Below are 21,209 nucleotides of genomic sequence, written 5' to 3' on the forward strand. Positions count from 1 at the left end.
GGGCTTAGGGGTAGTTTGAGGCTTCTAGCGCAACAAAATTCATTCAAGTGCGTTTCATTATTGGGTTGTATTGACGATATTAATAAATACAGACATATGTTAAAACAGAAGTATAATTGGAAAAGTGAGGTTATTCATGTGCTTTTAAAACAATTTGCATCGATGCTGACCACCGCCCGCCTCGTGGGCGAATCAAATACAGAATGCCAAAACCTTCAGACAGATTCCCGGCAGGTAAAACCGGGTGATCTGTTTATCTGTCTTCCGGGACATACAGTAGATGGTCATGATTATGCAGAAAAAGCTGTAAATGCCGGTGCAGTTGCATTGGTGGTTGAACGGCAGCTGGATCTGCCTATACCACAATTGCTGGTGAAGGACAGCCGATTTGCGATGGCTGTTCTGGCAGATTTCTTTTTTGACTCGCCAAGCCAGAAGATGAATATGATTGGTGTAACGGGAACGAACGGGAAAACAACGACTACCTATTTGATTGAAAAAATCATGAGTGATTACGGACGCAAGACGGGATTGATCGGTACTATTCAAATGAGGTATGACGGTCGCACCTACCCGATGTCAGGAACAACACCAGAGGCGCTTGATCTGCAGCGTAGTCTGCATGATATGGTTCAGAAGGGTACGGACTGCTGTGTTATGGAAGTTTCTTCTCACGCATTGGAACAAGGACGAGTAAAGGGAACAAATTTCCGTACTGCGGTATTCACTAACCTGACGCAGGATCATCTGGACTACCACCATTCCATGGAGGAATATCGCGGGGCCAAAGGATTGTTCTTCGCACGACTGGGTAACGGCTATACGGAAGATGCTTCACAGCGTAAATTCGCTGTTATCAATGCAGATGATCCGGCTGCGGCTTATTTCATCTCTGTGACTGCGGCTGAAGTGATTACATATGGCATGGGTGAAAAGGCGGATGTACGCGCATCCCAAATCTCAATCACGTCTCAGGGAACTTCTTTCCACGTGGATACATTTGCAGGCAGCACGGATATTCGCTTGCGCATGGTAGGCAAATTCAATGTGTACAATGCAATGGCAGCCATCTCTGCAGCGCTGGTGGAAGGTATTCCGCTGGAAGAGATCAAGCGCAGTCTGGAGACGGTTCCGGGCGTGGATGGACGTGTTGAAGGAGTGGACGAAGGACAGCCATTTGCTGTTATTGTCGATTATGCCCATACACCGGATGGACTGGAGAATGTGCTGCGGACGGTGAAAGAATTTGCCGAAGGACGTGTAATCTGCGTGTTTGGCTGTGGTGGTGACAGGGACCGTACGAAACGTCCTCTCATGGGGAAAATTGCTGCGAATTATAGTGATTTTGTACTGGTTACTTCCGATAATCCACGGACAGAAGATCCGGATCTGATTCTCAAAGACATTGAACAGGGCCTGATTGAAGAATCCGTTCCTGCTGAACGTTATACGATGATTGTGGATCGACGCCAGGCGATTCATGAAGCTATTGAAATGGCAAGCCCAGCCGATGTAGTATTGATTGCGGGCAAGGGTCACGAGACCTATCAGATTATCGGCACAACCAAAACCGATTTTGATGACCGAATCATAGCCAAAGAAGCGATAAGGGGCAAATCCAATTGATAAAAAGAACATTGGCACAATTGGCCGAGATGTGTGGAGGAACATTAAGTGACGTTGCTGCTCATGGCAATGTAATGGTCGAAGGGGTGTTTAGCGATTCGCGTAAACCTCTGGAAGGCAGTTTGTTTATCCCGCTAGTGGGTGAAAGGTTTGACGGACACGAATTTGTGCAAGCCTGTCTAGAGAAGGGTGCTGCAGGGGCGATCTGGCAAAAGGATCATGGTATTCCGCCACAAGGAGCTGTCATTGTTGTTGACGACACACTTGTCGCGCTGCAAGCACTCGCATCTGCTTATCTAACGGAGAATAAAGCGGCTGTAGTCGGCATTACAGGCAGCAACGGCAAGACAACAACAAAGGACATCGTGGATGCCATACTCTCGACGACGTTCAAAGTGCATAAGACGCAAGGCAACTTCAATAATCACATTGGTTTACCACTGACTGTACTAAGCATGGACCCGGATACCGAGATTATCATTTTGGAGATGGGTATGAGTGGTCGCGGGGAAATTAACGATCTGTCGGTTATTGCGCAGCCTGATGTAGCGGTCATTACCAATATTGGTGAATCACATCTGCTTCAGCTGGGGTCCAGACTGGAGATAGCCAGAGCCAAAGCCGAGATTGCCGCGGGATTGAAGCCTGGCGGGTTACTGATCTACAACGGAGACGAGCCTTTAATTGCACAAGTCCTTGAAGAACCCGCAACGAAACAACCCGATGGATTGCAGCGGTTTACATTTGGTCTGCAAACCGATAATGATGACTATCCTACCGGACTTATGAATGCGCAGAACGGGGTAGTTTTCACTACCAAACAGTCTGGAGAACATGCTTTTACGCTACCTCTGCTAGGAACGCATAATGTCGTTAACTGTCTGGCTGCTTTGGCAGTAGCCCGTCATTTTAAAGTGACGACGGAGCAGATTGCCGCGGGATTGTCTCGCTTGAAACTGACAGGCATGCGTATTGAGGTTACGCAAGGCGTTAGTGGTCTAACCCTGCTGAATGATGCATACAATGCAAGTCCAACCTCCATGAAGGCCGCAATCGATGTACTAGAAGGTCTGAAAGGATACCGCATGAAAGTGGCTGTGCTTGGTGATATGCTTGAACTCGGTCCCCAAGAGCAGGATCTGCATTACGGAATCGGAGAGTATATCACATCGGCCAAAATGGACATGGTGCTGGTATATGGTCCGCTATCAGCCAAGATTGCTGAAGGAGCAAGCAAGCATATGCCTACAGAGGCTGTGCATGCTTTTATAGATAAAGAAGAAATGACCCGTTATCTACTGGAGAAACTACATCCCAGAGACGTTGTTTTGTTCAAAGCCTCAAGAGGCATGAAGCTGGAGGACGTGGTCGAAGCACTACAAATAGCACCATTACAGAATCGAGTAGACTAGAGGGGTGAACCCATGGATTTTCAGGTATTACTGTTAACAATCGGCGTTTCATTTATTCTGGCGGTGATTGCCGCACCGCTCCTGATTCCGCTGTTACGCCGGATGAAATTCGGACAGCAAGTTAGGGAAGATGGGCCTCAGAGCCATTTGAAAAAAAGCGGAACACCTACAATGGGTGGAGTCGTCATTTTAGTTGCGTTCACATTGGCCTTTTTGAAATTTTCGGCAGTCAAGAATACAGACTTTTATGTCTTGCTCGTGGCTACGCTGGGATTCGGGCTCATTGGCTTCCTGGATGATTACATCAAAATTGTATTCAAACGTTCGCTGGGACTGACGGCCAGACAAAAAATGCTGGGCCAATTGTTCTTCAGTGCAGTGATGTGTTTCTTGCTGATCCAGAATGGACACAGCACAGCCATCTCTATTCCGGGAACGTCATTCTCGTTTGACTGGACCGGATGGTTCTATTATCCTTTTGTCGTATTCATGATGCTTGCCATTACCAATGCGGTTAACTTTACCGACGGTCTGGATGGTTTGCTGTCAGGGGTAAGTGCGATTGCCTTTGGCGCGTTTGCCATTGTGGCAATGCAAGCCACGTCGATGCCGGCAGCAGTGTGTGCAGCAGCGATGATCGGAGCCGTACTTGGTTTTCTGGTATACAATGCACATCCGGCCAAAGTGTTTATGGGAGACACCGGTTCTCTGGGGATTGGCGGTGCGATTGGTGCGGTAGCCATTGTAACCAAAACAGAGCTTCTATTTGTCATCATTGGCGGTATTTTTGTTATCGAGATCCTGTCTGTCATCATTCAAGTGGTATCTTTCAAGACTCGTGGCAAGCGTGTATTCAAAATGAGCCCCATTCACCATCACTTTGAATTAAGTGGTTGGTCAGAATGGCGAGTTGTTATTACCTTTTGGGCGGTAGGCGCAATTTTGGCCGCTCTTGGACTTTATCTCAACAAGGGGTTGTAGATCATGAACCATCCTGAATCATATCGCGGACAACAAGTAGTCGTGCTCGGATTGGCCAAAAGCGGCGTACAGGTCGCCAAAGTGCTGGATCGCGCCGGAGCGAAGGTTACAGTAAATGATAAAAAAGAGAGAGATCAATGTCCCGAAGCTTCCGAATTGGAGGCTTTGGGAATTTCTGTTGTATGCGGAGGGCATCCGGATGATCTGATTCACAGTGGTGTGAAGCTGGTTGTCAAAAACCCGGGTATCCCATACCATGCAGCTCCTGTGCAGCAAGCTTTAGCATTGGGCATTGAAGTGGTGACCGAAGTAGAGGTTGCTTATCATCTATGTGCAGCACCCATGATCGGGATTACGGGTTCGAACGGCAAAACAACAACAACCACTTGGGTGGGGGAAATGTTGGAACATGCCGGCCTCAACCCGATCGTTGCCGGTAATATCGGAACACCTCTCTGTGAAGCGGCAGAGCAAGCTTCTCCAGATAACTGGATGGTTGTTGAACTTAGCAGTTTCCAGCTCAAAGGAACGGTTGATTTCCGTCCCCGGATTGCCAGCTTGCTTAACGTTGCAGAGACGCATCTGGACTATCATGGGGATCTGGATGATTATGTGGCTTCCAAAGCGAAACTGTTCGCGAATCAGCAGCCTGACGACGTGGCCATTCTGAATTGGGATGATGCGGTATGTCGTGGTCTGGTTCCTTACATCAAAGGCAGATTGCTTCCCTTCTCAATGATTGAGAAGTTGGATGTAGGTGTGTATGCAGATCCTCCTTATGTGGATGGAGAAGAGGATGATGTGAAGCGTCAGATTATCTACGCGGATGAAAAGGGAAATCACCACACCATTATTGACATCGAGAACATTGGCATCGCTGGACAATTCAATGTGGAAAATGCAATGGCCGCTGTGGCCATTGCCGTAGCGGCAGGAGCTGATCCAGCAGTGCTGGCTGCTCCGCTTGCAGATTTCAAGGCGGTTGAACACCGACTTGAATACGTTCTAGAGCATAATGGCTCTGCGTACTACAACAACTCCAAAGCGACCAATTCGAAAGCTACGGTTATGGCCCTGAATTCGTTCAAGGAACCGGTCGTATTAATTGCTGGTGGGTTGGATCGCGGGTCAGACATGATGGAGTTGTTACCCTTGTTCCAGGAACGGGTAAAAGCTGTCGTTGCAATTGGAGAGACACGGACAAAAATTGCCAAGGTCGCGGAACTTGCCGGATTAAAGCAAATTAAGGTCGTCGATAATGAGGAGGACGCTGCCCGGACGTTAACCGTTGCTGTGCAGGAAGCATCGAAGCTTGCAAGTGCCGGTGATGTCGTTTTGTTATCCCCGGCATGTGCAAGTTGGGACATGTTTGCTTCCTATGAAGAGCGGGGACGCATTTTTAAAGAGGCGGCGCATAACTTGTAAGTAGGGGGGTGGAAAAGCCCCTACTTACATGCAAGGGGTGGCCTCCTGATGAAACAGACGCGACCGGCACCAGATATTTGGTTGCTGATTTGTATTTTGGCATTGCTTGCCATCGGCATTATTATGGTATATAGTGCGGGCTCGGTGCTTGCCTTTCATGACTATGGCGATTCATTTTATTTTGTAAAAAGACAGGCCCTGTTTGCGGTGCTTGGGCTTGTGGCCATGTTCGTAACTGCTAATGTAGACTACCGGGTGTGGAGGAAATATGCCAAGCCTATATTGATTGCCTGTTTTATAATGCTAATTGCGGTGCTCATTCCTGGAATCGGTGTGGTTCGCGGTGGTGCACGAAGTTGGCTGGGCATTGGTTCGTTTGGTATTCAGCCCTCAGAATTCATGAAGCTGGGCATGATTTTGTTTCTCGCTCACTGGCTGAGCAAGGAACCGGGTAAAATCAAAACCTTCACAACGGGGCTTCTGCCACCGCTGGGATTGATTGGTTTGGCTTTTGGGATTATTATGCTGCAACCTGATTTGGGGACTGGCACCGTGATGATGGGCGCAGCGATGCTTATTATTTTCACAGCCGGAGCGCGAATGAAACATCTAAGCCTGCTTGCTCTTGGTGGCATAGCGGGGTTTGCAGGTTTGATTGCAGCAGCACCCTATCGGCTGCAGCGTATCACAGCGTTTTTGGACCCGTGGTCCGATCCGCTGGGTGCCGGATATCAGATCATTCAATCCTTATACGCGATTGGTCCTGGAGGACTGGCGGGATTGGGACTGGGTATGAGCCGGCAGAAGTACAGTTATGTACCTGAACCGCAAACGGACTTTATTTTTAGTATTTTGGCCGAAGAACTCGGCTTTATAGGTGGAATGATTGTATTATTGTTGTTTCTGGTGCTGGTGTGGAGAGGGATGCGTGTAGCCATGACCGTTCCGGATGCCTTCGGCAGTCTGCTTGGTGTTGGTATCGTAGGTATGGTCGCCGTACAAGTAATTATTAACATTGGTGTTGTCATTGGCATGATGCCTGTTACGGGTATTACATTGCCTCTGATCAGTTACGGCGGATCATCATTGACCCTCATGCTCACAGCACTGGGCATTTTAGTGAATTTATCCCGTTATGCGAGGTGACTATGCGATGCGAGTCGTTCTAAGCGGTGGCGGTACGGGTGGACATATCTATCCGGCCGTTGCCATAGCAAGACAATGCGAGGCGGAGAATCCGGACTCGACATTTCTATACATCGGAGGAACCAGAGGGCTGGAAAGTAAACTGGTTCCCCAAGAAAATATTCCTTTTAAATCCATTGATATTACGGGTTTTCGACGGAAATTGTCCATCGAAAACCTGAAAACGGTCATGCGTTTCATTCAAGGTGTACGCAAGTCCAAAAAAATGCTGAAGGAATTCAAACCGGATGTTGTGATTGGTACAGGTGGATATGTGTGTGGACCTGTGGTGTATGCAGCAACAAAACTGGGGATTCCGAGTATAATTCATGAACAGAACGCCATCCCTGGTCTGACGAACAAATTTTTGATGCGTTATGTGGACACGGTTGCCGTTAGCTTTGAAGGTTCTGAAAAATCGTTTTCCGGCGCAAAAAAGGTGATCTACACCGGTAATCCGCGAGCGACTACGGTAGCTCAGGCTAGCCGTGATCGTGGTTTTGCAACGTTAGGTGTACCGATGAACAGCCGTGTTGTTCTTGTGGTTGGTGGCAGTCGCGGGGCAAAAGCAATCAATCAGGCCATGGTGGACATGGCTCCAATGCTGGAACAACTGGATGATGTACATGTCGTTTACGTGACAGGGGATACCTATTTTGATGAAACGCGTGAAGCCATTCGCAGCTCATTGGGTACGATGCCAAACCACCTGCATGTCTTGCCTTACGTGCATAATATGCCTGAGGTGCTTGCCTGCACATCCTTGATTGTAAACCGCGCAGGTGCATCATTCCTTGCGGAGATTACATCACTGGGTATTCCTTCGATCCTGATTCCGTCACCTAACGTGACTAATAATCATCAGGAAGCCAATGCACGCACGCTTGAGGGTGGAGGTGCATCACTCACGATGCTGGAGAAGGATCTTACAGGCAAAGTCCTGTATGAAGCCATCGCCAAGATTATGAATGATGAATCGGGACGCAAACGAATGGCTGAAGCCTCCCGGAAACTGGGGAAACCCGATGCAGCTGAAGTGCTTGTTCATGAAATTCAGCGTCTTGCTGCACGCCGATAAAGTGTGATTGTGGGCGATTGTCACACACAAGACGGGGCTGACATAAGATACCGTATAAATCGTGACCATCGTTCCATGGCGCCAGAACACGGTCTGTAACAACAGAACATACCGTGCTCATCGGTTTTGAAGCAAAGGAGGAAGCAAACATGCATCAGTGGATATCGTTACTATCCCAGAATAATGTTGGCAGAGTTCTTGAAAACGAATCGCTAGCCAAATACACCACATGGAAGATCGGCGGTCCTGCGGATGCACTGGTCATTCCCGAGAATAAAGAGCAGATGATGAATCTCGTTCAATTGCTTCACACGTATCAGATTCCGTGGATGCAACTTGGGCGGGGCTCAAACATGCTGGTGTCAGACAAAGGAATACGTGGTGTGGTGGTGAAACCAGGCGAGGGCTTTGATTATGCCGAATTTCACGAAGGCGGTGTAACCGCCGGAGCGGCGCATTCTTTTGTAAAACTCAGTGTGGTTGCTGTCAAAAAGGAATGGACCGGTCTGGAATTCGGCAGCGGTATCCCCGGCACTGTCGGTGGAGCCGTATACATGAATGCAGGCGCGCATGGATCGGATGTGTCACGGATATTCAAATTCGCTGAGATTGTACTGGAGACAGGGGAATTGGTACGTTACAGCAAGGAGGACATGGATTTTGCCTACCGCCACTCTGTTCTGCATGATCGGAGAGGCATCGTGCTGGAAGCTACATTTGAACTCCAGCATGGAGAGCGCAACGTCATTTCGGAAACGATGGCGGCTTATAAAGACCGCCGGCGCCGCACACAGCCACTGCAGATGGCATGTGCAGGTAGTGTATTCCGAAATCCACCGGGTGATCATGCAGCCCGCCTGATTGAAGCAGCAGGGCTGAAAGGAATGACCCAGGGAGGCGCACAGGTATCCACCATGCATGCCAATTTCATTGTTAATACAGGCCAAGCAACAGCAGAGGACGTTATCACCCTAATGCAGCAGATACAGAGCACTATATCATCTCAAAACGGTATTAACCTGGTACCGGAAGTCTTCGTAGTGGGTGAGCGGTAAACCCCGGAGGTGATACATTGGACAAATTGGTGATTGAAGGCGGGAAACCCCTCTCAGGATCCATACGCATCCATGGAGCAAAAAATGCCGCTTTACCGATTATGGCCGCAAGTTTGTTGGCAGATGGAGAAGTTACACTGCATAACGTTCCACACTTGCTGGACATTGAAGTGATGCTGTATATCCTGGAACGGCTTGGATGCACGTGTCGGCATGAACAGGGAACAGTGACGATTAATACCTCGTCTATCCGGTCATATGATGTGCCAGAAGATCTAATGAAGCAGATGCGCTCTTCCATTTTTTTGATGGGACCATTGCTGGCTAAGTTTGGGCAAGTGTCAGTGTATCAGCCAGGAGGCTGTGCCATTGGAGAACGCAAAATTGATCTTCACCTCCGGGGCCTGGAAGCGCTCGGAGCTTTGATTGAAGAGCAGGACCAACAGATTATCTGTCATGGGCACAATCTGGTGGGTACAGATATTCATTTGGATTTCCCGAGTGTGGGAGCGACGGAGAATATCATGATGGCAGCCGTTATGGCTAAAGGGACGACAACCATCTGCAACGCCGCAAGAGAACCTGAAATCCAGGACCTGCAACACTTTTTGAATGCTATGGGTGCAAGCATTATTGGTGCAGGAACGGATACAATCACGATCAATGGCGTTGAGAGACTGAAACCTTGTTCCTATGAGATTATACCGGATCGAATCGTTGCCGGAACCGTAATGATTGCAGCAGCAGCAACACGAGGCAATGTTACGCTTACACACTGCAATCCTGCTCATCTTACTTCACTTATACATGTATTGAAGCGCACTGGTGTTCAAATCACAGTCTGCAATGATATAATGACGGTGAGCTGTATGAGCCGTCCCAAATCAGTAGACCGTATTGTGACTTCTCCGTATCCTTCGTTTCCGACAGATTTGCAATCGCAAATCATGGTGCTGCTCAGTCTGGCAGACGGATTCAGTGTGATGAAGGAAACGGTATTCGAGGGCCGGTTCAAACATGTGGATGAACTGAATGTGATGGGGGCTGATATTTCAGTCGATCTAAACGCAGCATTTATCCGTGGTGTTCCCCGTCTGTACGGGGCTACAGTAGAAGCAACCGATCTTCGTGCAGGTGCAGCTCTGGTCATTGCTGGTCTGGCTGCTCAAGGCAAAACGGTTGTGGAGCAAGTGCATCATATTGACCGGGGCTACGATCAGATCGAGAAGTTATTCCAAAGTCTTGGAGCATCGGTTGAGCGACAGTCGCCCGTTTCGAAACAGTTGGATTTTGCCAATTAACGTCCTTGGCGTCCCCTTCTTGAAGGGAGGGGACCTGAGGCTTTGTGGAGCGCTACTTATGCCTAAAAGTCAAATTCCGGTTCTGAAGAAGAATCGGCCAAAAGGAAACACAAGCCGCAAAATTGTAATTATTCTCTTATTATTATTTATTGTATTGCTGGCTGTATTATTCTTTCGTTCTTCCATGAGTCGGATTTCGGCAATTGAAATTACGGGTAATGTATATACAGCAACTTCAGAACTGCTGGAGAAAAGCGGACTGAAAGAAGGCGAACAATTTTTTGGGACAAGTACTGCCGAGGTTATTGAGCGTCTCAAGACCATCAAGGCGATTTCCACCGTTACCGTGGACAAAAAGTTTCCGGGGATTATCCATATCAAGGTTCAGGAATATGCCACGGTTGCTTATGAGCTTGGTTCTGACGGTACGCTAAAAGCGATATTAGCCAGTGGGACAAGCTTGACAGTTCCGGCAACAATTGGTGTTGCTGTGGAGAAGCCCATATTGACCCAATGGAAGGCTGATGATCCACTTAAAGCCAAGCTGAGCCAGACACTGGCTAAAATTCCGAATGAATTGACGACGGATATTTCGGAAATTATTCCGAATCCAACGCCTTCATTTCCGGATCAGATTCGGATGTATACCAAATCGCAGTTTGAAGTGATTACAACCGTCTCTCTTTTATCGGATAAAGTGGAGTATCTGAATCAGGTGATTGAGACCGAACGGCCTGGGAAAATCACCATGCTTGAGGCAGATACCTATGTCCCTTTCATCCCGGATGACTTGGAAGATGATGCTGAACCAGGAGCAAGCCCCTGATCTTTGCCATCATGAGGCTGGACTGAATATGAAAGCCTAGGCAGGTCGGGGTTTGACCCCGTCAGAGCAATGAAACTTGTTCTTTCTGAGATGAAGAAAAAATGATACACTTGAACTTATGGCACATGAGTTGCCTCCTTCTTTTTTCTTCAATGTTTTATGTCTGGCAACCAGATTTTGACACCCAAAAACATTGTAGAAAAAAGAGGGAAAGCCTGAAGTGTGTTGAATATGTTTTAAGAGTGTTTAAATTCGAACGTAATTTACTATTGGAGTCAGGAGGTGCCACAGACTTGAGCAACAATGACATCATTGTTAGTTTGGACATCGGTACATCCAAAATTCGCGCTATTATTGGGGAAATGAATAATGGAACCTTTAATATTATAGGAGTTGGATCTGCCGACTCGGAGGGAATTCGCAAAGGTGTAATCGTAGATATCGATCAGACGGTGCAGTCGATTCGCAACGCAGTGGATCATGCAGAACGTATGGTAGGTATTCAAATATCCGAAGTGTATGTTGGAATCTCGGGAAATCATATCGGACTGATGAGCAGTCACGGCGTCGTGGCTGTGTCTAACGAGGATCGTGAAATCGGAGAAGAAGACATGGAACGGGTGTTGAAAGCAGCCGAAGTCATTGCAGTTCCGCCGGAACGGGAAATTATTGATGTTGTCGCCAAGCAATATGTTGTAGATGGCTTGGAGGGCATACAGGACCCCCGTGGTATGATTGGTGTTCGTTTGGAAGTTGAAGCAACGATCATTACGGGTGCAAAAACCGCGATACATAATCTTTTGCGCTGCGTGGAAAAAGCGGGTCTGAAAGTAAGCGATCTGGTTCTCATGTCGCTTGGAGCGGGTCAACTGGCTTTGTCCAAAGATGAAAAAACGATGGGTTCAGTGCTTGTTGATATTGGAGCAGGTGCAACAACCATCGCCATTTTTGAAGAAGACAGTCTTGTTGCAACATCAACGTTGCCTATAGGTGGGGAATTCGTAACAAATGATATCGCCTATGGCTTACGCACGTTAACGGATCAGGCGGAGAAGGTGAAACTGAAATATGGCTGCGCCTGGTTGGATGATGCTGCTGCGGATGTGATGTTCAAAGTCACCCGAATTGGCAGTAATGTAGACAAGGAGTTTTCACAGGAGGATCTGGCAGCAATTATTGAACCTAGGGTTCAAGAAATATTCCAGATGATATCCCAAGAAGTGAAGCGTCTTGGTTACAACGAGCTTCCTGGAGGTTATATACTAACGGGAGGTACGGTCTCTATGCCGGGGGTTCTGCAGGTCGCTCAGCATGAGCTTGCTGCTTCGGTACGAGTTGCAGTTCCGGATTATATTGGTGTGCGTGACCCCGGGTTTACAAGCGGAGTCGGCATATTGCACAGTGTAATTCGCAGTTTGCGCATTCGTCCCTCGATCAATAACGGCGGTGGAAATAACAACAACAATAATAACAACAAGAAACCGACCAACCGTCCGAAGCCAAATACGGCACAGGAATCGGAGCAAAAACCCGGTCTGTTCGAGCGGCTGAAGAATATGTTCAGCGAATTTATATAACAGGTTGGATCCATTTCATACATTCTTGAAGCCGTCTGAATGCGCCGGTACTAAAATAAACGCTTTCGTTCGTCGATATATGAAATTGATTCGGTTCAAATCAAAAATTGGACGGGCCATCCATGCACATTGAGGGGGAGATGGAATAATATGTTGGAATTTGATTTCGAGATGGAGAGCTTGGCTCAAATTAAAGTCATCGGTGTAGGCGGCGGCGGAAGCAATGCAGTCAACCGTATGATTGAAAATGGTGTACAAGGTGTTGAATTTATTACGGTAAATACGGATGCTCAGGCGTTACACCTGGCGAAATCCGAGCATAAATTGCAAATCGGTGATAAATTGACTCGTGGTCTTGGTGCTGGCGCCAACCCGGATGTAGGTAAAAAAGCAGCGGAAGAGTCCCGCGATCTGATCATGAACACGTTGAAAGGTGCAGACATGGTATTTGTTACAGCCGGTATGGGCGGTGGTACAGGTACAGGTGCGGCTCCGGTTATTGCCGAAATCGCTAAAGAGTGTGGTGCACTTACCGTTGGTGTCGTAACTCGTCCATTTACTTTTGAAGGACGCAAGCGTTCCAGCCATGCAGAGCAAGGTATTGAAGCTCTCAAGGAAAAAGTCGACACACTGATCGTGATTCCTAATGATCGTTTGCTCGAAATCGTAGACAAAAAGACTCCTATGCTTGAAGCATTCCGTCAAGCGGATAACGTACTTCGTCAAGCTGTACAAGGTATCTCTGATTTGATCGCTGTACCGGGTCTGATCAACCTTGACTTTGCTGACGTCAAAACGATTATGCACGAACGTGGTTCAGCCCTTATGGGGATTGGTGAATCAACTGGTGAGAATCGTGCCGCAGAAGCAGCACGGAAAGCCATTATGAGTCCTTTGTTGGAAACTTCTATTGAAGGTGCTCGCGGCGTAATCATGAATATTACGGGTGGCGTTAATCTGTCCCTGTATGAAGTGAACGAAGCGGCAGAGATCGTAACTTCTGCTTCCGACCCGGAAGTGAATATGATCTTTGGTGCCATCATTGACGAAGACCTGAAAGAGGAGATTAAGGTTACAGTTATCGCAACTGGTTTTGAAGATAAACCTGCTCCACCACCACCAGGACGTAAGCCAGCTCCAGCAACAGCGGAGACGACAGATACGCGTTCGCCGAACCTGCGTCCTTTCGGAAATCAGCCGAGCAATGATCAGCTGGACATTCCGACATTTTTACGCAATCGTTCACGCAATAATAACAACGATTAATACGCAAATCAATTTATTGGAAACCCGGTACTCCTTATGGAGCGACCGGGTTTTTTCTGTTTATTTAGATATCATAGCATACAGTAATGAACAAATTCTGAACAAAGGGCCTGAGCAATTCCGACAAAAAAAGTTGGAACCACACCCCCATGATTAGACAGACTTTGAACAGGGGGCTCCGTATACTTGTGAATATGCTCATGAATATCAGGATATCGGGTACCGGTATTTCGATATGTTGCGCGCAGGCAGGTGAAGACTTTGGTTGTTTATGTGGATCTAATTTTTTTGACAAACCTGTGTATTGACGGTGCACTCATCGGAATGACCGCCTGGATGCGCAAGACAAAGCTGGTTTGGTGGCGATGGTTGCTGTCAGCCATTGTGGGTGCATTATACGTGGTCATGATGTTTGTACCGGAGTTTGATTTTATGTTCACCTTTCTGATCAAGTTCGGGTTCTCGCTGGTCATGCTTACGATTGCTTTTGGTTTTAAAGGTCTGCAGGCTTTTGCGAGGACGCTCGGTACCTTCTATGTGATTAATTTTGTCGCTGCCGGAGGTATTCTGGGTGTGCATTACATGCTTCAGAGCTCCGGTGAGTTGTTTAACGGCATTTGGTTCACGGCTTCTGGCGGTATGTCATTTGATCTGAAAATTGCTTTCTGGTTCACGTTTATCGTATTTTTTGCTGTCCTGTTTTTATTCAAAGCTGTGCAGAGCTCAAAACGGAAAACGGATCGCATGACGACCTATTTGGGTAAAGTTGAGGTCTGCATCGATGAGGTAGTCATTTCTTGTACAGGCCTTCTGGATACGGGCAATCAACTCACAGATCCCTTATCGCGCATGCCGGTCATGGTAATGGAGGTTTCGTTATGGCAAGACATGTTACCCGCTTCATGGAAGGGTAGACTCAAGGACGAGGCGCCGGACAACCTTATTCTGGAGCTTGATCAGGAAAGTTTTCAGTGGCAGGATCGACTGCGGCTGGTGCCTTATCGGGGCATTAACAAAGGGACTGCGTTTATGCTGGCAATGAAGCCGGACCGGGTGAAGGTGACGATGGAGGAAACATGTTATGAGACGACAAGGGTACTTATTGGTCTGGATGGAGGTGTTTTGTCGTCTGATGGGAAATACCAGGCCGTGATTCATCCTGAACTTGTGCAAGACGCTGCTTCTGCGCAGTCTACGGCTCTCTCTGCGGGAGCAACAGAAAAGCCGCTGAATGTGGTATAGGAGGAACGTACATGCTTGTGAAATGGAAACTGGTGGCGCAGCTGCAATATTACCGTCTGTTATTTTTGTTGGGGCTCAAAAGTGAAGAGATCTATTATATTGGGGGAAGTGAGGCACTTCCGCCGCCTTTGACAAGGGAAGAGGAAGAATTTTTGCTGCAAAAATTATCCTCGGGAGACTCGGCCATTCGCGCGATGCTTATTGAGCGCAACCTGCGTCTGGTGGTGTACATTGCACGAAAATTTGAAAACACAGGAATCAATATTGAGGATTTGGTCTCCATTGGAGCGATCGGATTGATCAAGGCAGTTAATACATTTGACCCGGAAAAGAAAATCAAACTGGCAACCTATGCTTCACGTTGTATCGAAAATGAAATTTTAATGTACCTGAGACGTAATAGTAAGATCCGAACTGAAGTTTCTTTTGATGAACCGCTCAACATTGATTGGGATGGAAATGAACTATTATTATCCGATGTATTGGGTACTGAAAACGATACAATCTATCGGAATATTGAAGAGCAGGTAGACCGGAAACTTTTGCACAAGGCACTGGAAAAATTAACGGAGCGCGAGCGAATGATTATGGAGCTTCGTTTTGGCCTGACGGATGGGGAAGAAAAGACACAAAAAGATGTAGCCGATCTTCTCGGAATCTCCCAATCCTACATCTCTCGACTCGAAAAAAGAATCATTAAAAGACTCCGCAAGGAGTTTAATAAAATGGTCTGAAATACATCATTGGTCAGAATGGGTATTACTGGCAAGGGTGCCAAGTACGAATAAAAAAGCCTGCCCCGGAGATAATGTACATTAATGTTTCTCCTTGGGAGGTAAATCACGATGACCCGAAACAAAGTCGAGATTTGTGGCGTGGACACCGCAAAATTGCCTGTCCTCACCAACACTGAAATGCGGGAATTGTTTCATTCCCTTCAGCAACACCATGATCGCTCAGCAAGAGAGAAATTAGTGAATGGCAACCTGCGTCTGGTACTCAGTGTCATTCAGCGTTTTAACAATCGGGGGGAGTTTGTCGATGATCTGTTCCAGGTTGGTTGCATCGGCCTGATGAAAGCCATTGATAATTTTGATTTATCCCAGAATGTCAAATTTTCAACCTACGCGGTGCCGATGATTATCGGTGAAATCCGTCGATACCTGCGTGATAATAACCCAATTCGGGTATCTCGCTCCTTGAGGGACATTGCTTATAAAGCACTTCAGGTCCGTGACAGCCTGACGAATAAAAACTCCCGGGAACCGACGATATTCGAAATTGCGGAAGTACTGAATGTGCCGAAGGAAGATGTTGTTTTTGCATTGGACGCCATTCAGGACCCGGTCTCGCTCTTCGAACCGATTTATCATGATGGTGGAGATCCGATCTATGTTATGGATCAGATCAGCGATGACAGAAACAAAGATGTGTCATGGATCGAGGAAATTGCACTTCGTGAAGCGATGCATCGTCTTGGTCAGCGGGAAAAAATGATTCTGTCGATGCGGTTTTTCGAAGGGAAAACCCAGATGGAAGTGGCTGATGAAATTGGCATTTCCCAGGCTCAGGTATCACGTCTGGAGAAATCAGCGATACAGCAGATGCAAAAACATGTAAAGTCATAACACGATGCAAAGGCAGAAGGACGATCAATCGGGGCAGTGTATACCGTTGGTCGTCTTTTTGTTTTGGACCGTTTCCACATTTGATGAAAAACAGGACATTTTTCGCCCCTGAAACATATATTGTATAGAAGCGTGAAGAACGGGCAGAAGAGGAATAACAGGGGGCGGGAATGAATGAAAGTAAATACGAGCGAAGTAGCGGCACGAGGCATGAAAATCTCGGACTTTCAGACAAAGGATGTCATTAACATTACGGATGGTAAACGCCTCGGTCAGATCAGTGATTTGGAGCTGGATCTGAAGCAGGGACGAATTGAAGCGATTGTTGTGCCAGGGTACAGCCGTTTTATGGGTCTTTTTGGCGGGGGAACGGATCTGGTGATTCCCTGGAGAAACATTGTGAAGATTGGTTCAGATGTAATACTGGTGAAGATGGATGAGGTGAAGGAAAATACGTATGACGAGCGTGATCGCGAAGCGCGCCTGTATGATGAACAGCAGCATAACCGCACAGAGCGTGTGGAACGCATTGAACGGTCGGAACGTAATCAGCGTCGAACGATATAAATGAGACAGAATGTGGCTCATTTGGTACACTGGAAGTGGTGAGGTGAGATAATGGAACCCTTTGTATTGGATAAAGAATTACTTGAACGGACCAAGAACCCAAATTCAGATTTCGGTCCTGATCCGTTATTATTATATGTTGAGCCCTGGATACAGCAATTTGAACAGCTGTCAGTCGGGTTTACGACGAGGCATGGTGGAGTTGGAAAAGTTCCGTATGCTACGCTCAATTGTGCTTATCATGTGGGGGATGACCCTGAAGTTGTACTTAACAACCGTAGGCTTGTAACCGAGAAGCTTGGTTTTGCAGCAGAAGCATGGACCTGTGGAGAGCAGGTGCATGGCAAACATGTAGCTGTAATTACCGCTGAAGATCGGAGCAGAGGATTACTTGATCGTCAATCTGCGTTGCAGGATACGGATGGATTGGTCACGAATGTGCCTGGTGTGCTGCTGACTTCTTTCTACGCAGACTGTGTTCCGCTTTATTTCTATGACCCTGTGCAGCAGGCGGTAGGTCTTGCTCATGCCGGCTGGAAAGGTACAGTTGCGGGTATCGCTGTATCCATGGTGGAGACGATGGAACGGGAGTATGGCAGCCGTAGGCAGGACATTCGAGCTGCAATCGGTCCGTCGATTGGGGATTGCTGTTATGAAGTGGATGAGGCGGTCATGCAGCATGTACGGGTTTGGTTTGATGATTCCCCGGTTAATGATAAATACGAGGATTCTGCTTCTAAACAAGCATATCGAGCCGTGAATAACGGTAAAACGATGTTAAACTTGAAAGAATGTAATCGACACATTATGATGAAAGCAGGAATAATGCCGGATCATATCGAATGTACAACATGGTGTACAAGTTGTCATCCCGAACTATTTTTCTCCTATCGGAAGGAAAATGGTGTTACAGGGCGGATGGCGAGTTGGATTGGGCTGGAAGAGAGGTGACCCTCTGTGTCATTGGAGGAGCGTATACAACAGGTAAATCAGAAGATCGAGGATGCATGTCGGCGCAGTAACCGTCATCGTGATGATGTGAATGTGATTGCGGTCACGAAATATGTCTCACTTGAAACAACGGGATCGGTGCTGGATCATGGTCTTGAGCATATTGGAGAAAACCGGTGGCAGGATGCACAGGCCAAATGGGAAGCTTTTGGTCAGCAGGGTACCTGGCACTTTATCGGTCATTTGCAGACAAACAAGGTGAAAGACGTGATTGGCAAGTTTCGTTACATACATTCACTGGATCGTTTGTCATTGGCGAAGGAGTTGGATAAAAAAGCAGCTTCACTTGGCATCCAAGTGGAAACGTTTTTGCAGGTGAATATTTCGGGTGAAGAGAGCAAGTATGGATTACAGCCTGAACAGGCAAGTTCTTTTTTGCGTGATATTCGTTCGTTCAACAATCTCAAGGTCGTTGGCCTAATGACTATGGCACCTCATGAGGAAGATCCGGAGCTGACGCGTCCCGTATTTCGTGGATTGCGTGAGCTGAGAGATCAATTGAATGGACAAGCCCTTACAGCAGAGCCATTGACTGAGCTGTCGATGGGGATGTCCAATGATTTTGAAGTGGCCATTGAAGAAGGTGCAACCTGGGTACGGCTAGGATCGATTCTCGTAGGAAAAGAGGAGGGTTCACGATGGGCGTAATGAATAAATTTATGAATTTCCTCGGACTTCAGGAAGAGGAAGAGATTGTGGAACGTGAACGAATGGCTGCGCAGGAGGAAAATGAGGCTGAACATCAGGAAGCTGAAACCTCCAGTCTCGATAAACGTAGAAACCAAAGGGGGAATAATGTGGTGAGCATTCATTCCCAGAAAAATGTTAAAGTTGTCCTGTATGAACCGCGTTCTTATGACGAGGCTCAGGAAATTGCCGACCATCTGCGTTCGCATCGTACCGTTGTGGTGAATCTGCAACGAATTCGCCAGGACCAAGCGCTGCGCGTTATTGATTTTTTGAGTGGCACGGTATATGCATTGGGTGGCGGTATTTCCAAAATCGGCGGAAACATTTTTCTCTGTACGCCAGATACGGTTGAAATTCAGGGATCAATTACGGAAATACTGGCTGACAGCGAGCAAGATTATAACAGAATGAGGTGAGCCACTTTTGTATCAGATTGAAAGCGTGTTGTACACGTTATACCAGATTTACTTTTACATGGTCATTGTCTACATATTGATGTCTTGGCTTCCCAATGCGCGGGAAAGCTTCATCGGTGAATGGCTGGGCAAATTAGTGGAACCATATCTAAGACCGTTTCGCCGATTTATACCGCCTTTGTTCGGTGTGCTGGATATTTCCCCGATTGTGGCGCTGATCGTTCTGCAACTTGCGCTTAATGGGCTAATCTCCATACTCCGGTATTTTGCATATTAGGGTAGGGTGACATAGATGAGCGGTGAAATTTACGAACATTTTAGCCATGATGAGCGGGATTTTGTAGATAAGGCTTCGGATTGGGTTGAGCAGGCGGGTAAGTATCATGACATGAAGCTAACTGACTTTCTTGATCCAAGACAGGTTTTTATATTACAGACTCTTGCCAATCGCCGTAACGACGTTCAGATTCGTCTGGATGGTGGTTACGAGGCTGCTGAACGCAAGCGTGCGCTGGTTGCACCTGATTATATGTATCTGGATGATGAGGATATGGGTATGCAGGTGCTCAGTATTACGTCTGATGATCAGAAAATCTCGGAGCTGGAGCATGGGGACTATATGGGTTCCCTGCTCGGGCTTGGGATGAAACGTGGAAAGATCGGGGATATCCAAGTGCTGGAGGACGGTTGCCATACAGTGGTGGCGGCGGAAACCGGCGCTTTTTTATCGCTTCAACTGAATCAGGTGCATCGGTTACATGTGTTCACAGAGTTACTTCCTTTGGATCAGATGCGATGGTCAGAGAGTAAACTGGAGACGATGGACATTACGGTCGCTTCTCTTCGTTTGGATGGAATCTGCGCAGATGTGTATCGGCTTAGCCGCAGTAAAGTGTTGGTACCGATCAAAGCTGGTCGTTGCCGAGTGAACTGGAAGGTTGAGGAAGATCCCTCCAAATCGCTAAAAGCGGGTGATGTCGTATCCATTCAGGGATTTGGCCGTTTCAAGGTTATGGAACAGGATGGGATGACCAAAAAAGGCCGTTGCCGAGTGAAAATTGGCAAATTTGCCTGAGTCTGTTGCAGGAAAATCCGCTTTCTTGTCGAAATGTTTATCATAAAGGTGTAGAAAATACGCGGTGTATCCGATAAACATTAAGTCAAAGCTTTACATGAACGTTGGAGGATGTAATTTTGATCCTGCATTCCGTATACGTTGCCAAGGTTAGGCATCAACGATACGGCCCCTTGGGTGGTACCCATATGCTGCAAACCTTCTCTGGACGGGAAGGAACTTTAACAGGAGGTGGACAGCATGCCATTAACGCCGCTGGACATACACAACAAGGAATTTTCCCGACGTTTGCGCGGGTATGACGAGGATGAAGTCAATGAATTCCTGGATCAAGTCATCAAAGATTACGAAGGCGTCATTCGCGAGAACAAAGAGCTGAGCAATCAGTTGCTGTCCGTTCAGGAGAAACTGGATCATTTTTCTACAATTGAAGAGACGCTTAGCAAAACGATCATCATTGCGCAGGAAGCTGCTGATGATGTGAAGGGTAATGCGAAGAAAGAAGCGCAGTTGATCGTGAAGGAAGCAGAGAAAAATGCAGACCGGATCGTGAACGAATCGTTGGGCAAATCTCGCAAAATTGCTTTGGAAGTGGAAGAACTGAAAAAGCAGGCCTCGATTTATCGTGCCCGTTTCCGCACGCTTGTTGAAGCGCAGCTTGAACTGTTGACTCAGGATGGTTGGGAAGTACTGGAGAGCCGGGAGCAGGAAGTGCGTGACCGTGAGCGGGAGATGAAAGAAATTTATTAGTCTGTCGCCTGGTTGACTTTTGTCTGCAAAGAGGCTATAACTATATTCATAATGAATAGTGATTCCATGACGGGTTCAGTACGTTATGATCTCATCCC

The 21,209-nt window shown here is 47.3% G+C and carries 21 protein-coding genes and 1 other annotated feature (1 of these 22 cut by a window edge); all 21 genes read left to right on the forward strand.

All coding sequences use genetic code 11. The features are described from left to right. The first annotated feature begins 138 nt into the window (after positions 1 to 138). The 21 genes from MKY28_RS05020 (at position 139) to MKY28_RS05120 (ending at position 21,111) form a co-directional block, all read left to right on the forward strand. Positions 139 to 1,626, forward strand: a complete 1,488-nt coding sequence (locus MKY28_RS05020) for a UDP-N-acetylmuramoyl-L-alanyl-D-glutamate--2,6-diaminopimelate ligase (RefSeq protein WP_340937830.1) — start codon at positions 139 to 141, stop codon at positions 1,624 to 1,626. Next, positions 1,626 to 3,038: a UDP-N-acetylmuramoyl-tripeptide--D-alanyl-D-alanine ligase gene (locus MKY28_RS05025; protein WP_340937832.1), complete on the forward strand. Its 1,413-nt coding sequence runs from the start codon at positions 1,626 to 1,628 to the stop codon at positions 3,036 to 3,038. The genes MKY28_RS05020 and MKY28_RS05025 overlap by 1 nt, the downstream gene beginning before the upstream one ends. A 12-nt stretch (positions 3,039 to 3,050) precedes the next feature. Then, complete coding sequence (gene mraY / locus MKY28_RS05030) at positions 3,051 to 4,019, forward strand: phospho-N-acetylmuramoyl-pentapeptide-transferase (protein ID WP_047843751.1); 969 nt, start codon at positions 3,051 to 3,053, stop codon at positions 4,017 to 4,019. Between the two features lie 3 nt (positions 4,020 to 4,022). Beyond that, positions 4,023 to 5,444 (forward strand): UDP-N-acetylmuramoyl-L-alanine--D-glutamate ligase, encoded by a 1,422-nt coding sequence (murD, locus tag MKY28_RS05035; RefSeq protein WP_253501944.1) that lies wholly within the window; start codon positions 4,023 to 4,025, stop codon positions 5,442 to 5,444. Between the two features lie 48 nt (positions 5,445 to 5,492). Next, on the forward strand, positions 5,493 to 6,590 hold the full coding sequence (gene spoVE, locus MKY28_RS05040) for a stage V sporulation protein E (RefSeq protein ID WP_127545333.1): 1,098 nt from the start codon (positions 5,493 to 5,495) through the stop codon (positions 6,588 to 6,590). 7 nt (positions 6,591 to 6,597) lie between these two features. Then, on the forward strand, positions 6,598 to 7,707 hold the full coding sequence (murG, locus tag MKY28_RS05045; protein ID WP_036674835.1) for an undecaprenyldiphospho-muramoylpentapeptide beta-N-acetylglucosaminyltransferase: 1,110 nt from the start codon (positions 6,598 to 6,600) through the stop codon (positions 7,705 to 7,707). A 149-nt stretch (positions 7,708 to 7,856) separates the two neighbouring features. Continuing rightward, positions 7,857 to 8,762: a UDP-N-acetylmuramate dehydrogenase gene (murB, locus tag MKY28_RS05050; RefSeq protein ID WP_340935203.1), complete on the forward strand. Its 906-nt coding sequence runs from the start codon at positions 7,857 to 7,859 to the stop codon at positions 8,760 to 8,762. Between the two features lie 17 nt (positions 8,763 to 8,779). Further along, a complete protein-coding gene (murA, locus tag MKY28_RS05055) occupies positions 8,780 to 10,063 on the forward strand; it encodes a UDP-N-acetylglucosamine 1-carboxyvinyltransferase (protein WP_100527062.1) in 1,284 nt (427 codons plus the stop codon). Positions 10,064 to 10,121: 58 nt separating this feature from the next. Beyond that, positions 10,122 to 10,889: a cell division protein FtsQ/DivIB gene (locus MKY28_RS05060; protein WP_340028841.1), complete on the forward strand. Its 768-nt coding sequence runs from the start codon at positions 10,122 to 10,124 to the stop codon at positions 10,887 to 10,889. 293 nt (positions 10,890 to 11,182) lie between these two features. Beyond that, positions 11,183 to 12,466, forward strand: coding sequence for a cell division protein FtsA (ftsA, locus tag MKY28_RS05065; protein WP_036614863.1), 1,284 nt, complete (start codon positions 11,183 to 11,185; stop codon positions 12,464 to 12,466). Between the two features lie 150 nt (positions 12,467 to 12,616). Then, positions 12,617 to 13,732: a cell division protein FtsZ gene (ftsZ, locus tag MKY28_RS05070; RefSeq protein ID WP_017687306.1), complete on the forward strand. Its 1,116-nt coding sequence runs from the start codon at positions 12,617 to 12,619 to the stop codon at positions 13,730 to 13,732. Positions 13,733 to 13,993: 261 nt separating this feature from the next. Further along, positions 13,994 to 14,974: a sigma-E processing peptidase SpoIIGA gene (spoIIGA, locus tag MKY28_RS05075; RefSeq protein WP_091014080.1), complete on the forward strand. Its 981-nt coding sequence runs from the start codon at positions 13,994 to 13,996 to the stop codon at positions 14,972 to 14,974. 11 nt (positions 14,975 to 14,985) lie between these two features. After that, positions 14,986 to 15,708 carry an RNA polymerase sporulation sigma factor SigE gene (sigE, locus tag MKY28_RS05080; protein WP_017687308.1) on the forward strand — a complete coding sequence of 241 codons (723 nt, stop codon included), beginning with the start codon at positions 14,986 to 14,988 and terminating at the stop codon, positions 15,706 to 15,708. Between the two features lie 111 nt (positions 15,709 to 15,819). Continuing rightward, positions 15,820 to 16,602: an RNA polymerase sporulation sigma factor SigG gene (gene sigG, locus MKY28_RS05085; RefSeq protein WP_017687309.1), complete on the forward strand. Its 783-nt coding sequence runs from the start codon at positions 15,820 to 15,822 to the stop codon at positions 16,600 to 16,602. A 174-nt stretch (positions 16,603 to 16,776) separates the two neighbouring features. Beyond that, positions 16,777 to 17,169: a YlmC/YmxH family sporulation protein gene (locus MKY28_RS05090; RefSeq protein ID WP_017687310.1), complete on the forward strand. Its 393-nt coding sequence runs from the start codon at positions 16,777 to 16,779 to the stop codon at positions 17,167 to 17,169. A 51-nt stretch (positions 17,170 to 17,220) separates the two neighbouring features. After that, entirely contained in the window at positions 17,221 to 18,120 is a 900-nt protein-coding gene (gene pgeF / locus MKY28_RS05095; RefSeq protein WP_340935204.1) for a peptidoglycan editing factor PgeF, read from the forward strand. 6 nt (positions 18,121 to 18,126) lie between these two features. Beyond that, positions 18,127 to 18,828: a YggS family pyridoxal phosphate-dependent enzyme gene (locus tag MKY28_RS05100; RefSeq protein WP_036614854.1), complete on the forward strand. Its 702-nt coding sequence runs from the start codon at positions 18,127 to 18,129 to the stop codon at positions 18,826 to 18,828. Beyond that, on the forward strand, positions 18,819 to 19,286 hold the full coding sequence (locus tag MKY28_RS05105) for a cell division protein SepF (RefSeq protein WP_036614853.1): 468 nt from the start codon (positions 18,819 to 18,821) through the stop codon (positions 19,284 to 19,286). The genes MKY28_RS05100 and MKY28_RS05105 overlap by 10 nt, the downstream gene beginning before the upstream one ends. Positions 19,287 to 19,293: 7 nt before the next feature. Next, on the forward strand, positions 19,294 to 19,563 hold the full coding sequence (locus MKY28_RS05110) for a YggT family protein (RefSeq protein ID WP_036674839.1): 270 nt from the start codon (positions 19,294 to 19,296) through the stop codon (positions 19,561 to 19,563). Between the two features lie 15 nt (positions 19,564 to 19,578). Continuing rightward, on the forward strand, positions 19,579 to 20,361 hold the full coding sequence (locus MKY28_RS05115) for a YlmH family RNA-binding protein (protein ID WP_307416744.1): 783 nt from the start codon (positions 19,579 to 19,581) through the stop codon (positions 20,359 to 20,361). 240 nt (positions 20,362 to 20,601) lie between these two features. Further along, the gene (locus tag MKY28_RS05120; protein WP_017687316.1) at positions 20,602 to 21,111 is read left to right on the forward strand and encodes a DivIVA domain-containing protein; all 510 of its coding nucleotides are present in this window, start codon (positions 20,602 to 20,604) and stop codon (positions 21,109 to 21,111) included. Positions 21,112 to 21,168: 57 nt separating this feature from the next. Beyond that, positions 21,169 to 21,209 (forward strand) — a binding site (T-box leader) (it continues 252 nt past the right edge of the window).

It is taken from the genome of Paenibacillus sp. FSL R5-0473 (assembly GCF_038004565.1).
Lineage (GTDB): Bacteria > Bacillota > Bacilli > Paenibacillales > Paenibacillaceae > Paenibacillus > Paenibacillus amylolyticus.

What these genes read in the sequence shown, in the direction of transcription:
- sigE (WP_017687308.1), top strand. Translation starts at nt 14,986, where the DNA reads ATGCTTGTGAAATGGAAACTGGTGGCGCAGCTGCAATATTACCGTCTG.
- MKY28_RS05060 (WP_340028841.1), top strand. Translation starts at nt 10,122, where the DNA reads ATGCCTAAAAGTCAAATTCCGGTTCTGAAGAAGAATCGGCCAAAAGGA.
- MKY28_RS05120 (WP_017687316.1), top strand. Translation starts at nt 20,602, where the DNA reads ATGCCATTAACGCCGCTGGACATACACAACAAGGAATTTTCCCGACGT.
- murG (WP_036674835.1), top strand. Translation starts at nt 6,598, where the DNA reads ATGCGAGTCGTTCTAAGCGGTGGCGGTACGGGTGGACATATCTATCCG.
- sigG (WP_017687309.1), top strand. Translation starts at nt 15,820, where the DNA reads ATGACCCGAAACAAAGTCGAGATTTGTGGCGTGGACACCGCAAAATTG.
- murD (WP_253501944.1), top strand. Translation starts at nt 4,023, where the DNA reads ATGAACCATCCTGAATCATATCGCGGACAACAAGTAGTCGTGCTCGGA.
- spoVE (WP_127545333.1), top strand. Translation starts at nt 5,493, where the DNA reads ATGAAACAGACGCGACCGGCACCAGATATTTGGTTGCTGATTTGTATT.
- murB (WP_340935203.1), top strand. Translation starts at nt 7,857, where the DNA reads ATGCATCAGTGGATATCGTTACTATCCCAGAATAATGTTGGCAGAGTT.
- MKY28_RS05115 (WP_307416744.1), top strand. Translation starts at nt 19,579, where the DNA reads ATGAGCGGTGAAATTTACGAACATTTTAGCCATGATGAGCGGGATTTT.
- pgeF (WP_340935204.1), top strand. Translation starts at nt 17,221, where the DNA reads ATGGAACCCTTTGTATTGGATAAAGAATTACTTGAACGGACCAAGAAC.
- ftsZ (WP_017687306.1), top strand. Translation starts at nt 12,617, where the DNA reads ATGTTGGAATTTGATTTCGAGATGGAGAGCTTGGCTCAAATTAAAGTC.
- MKY28_RS05105 (WP_036614853.1), top strand. Translation starts at nt 18,819, where the DNA reads ATGGGCGTAATGAATAAATTTATGAATTTCCTCGGACTTCAGGAAGAG.
- mraY (WP_047843751.1), top strand. Translation starts at nt 3,051, where the DNA reads ATGGATTTTCAGGTATTACTGTTAACAATCGGCGTTTCATTTATTCTG.
- MKY28_RS05090 (WP_017687310.1), top strand. Translation starts at nt 16,777, where the DNA reads ATGAAAGTAAATACGAGCGAAGTAGCGGCACGAGGCATGAAAATCTCG.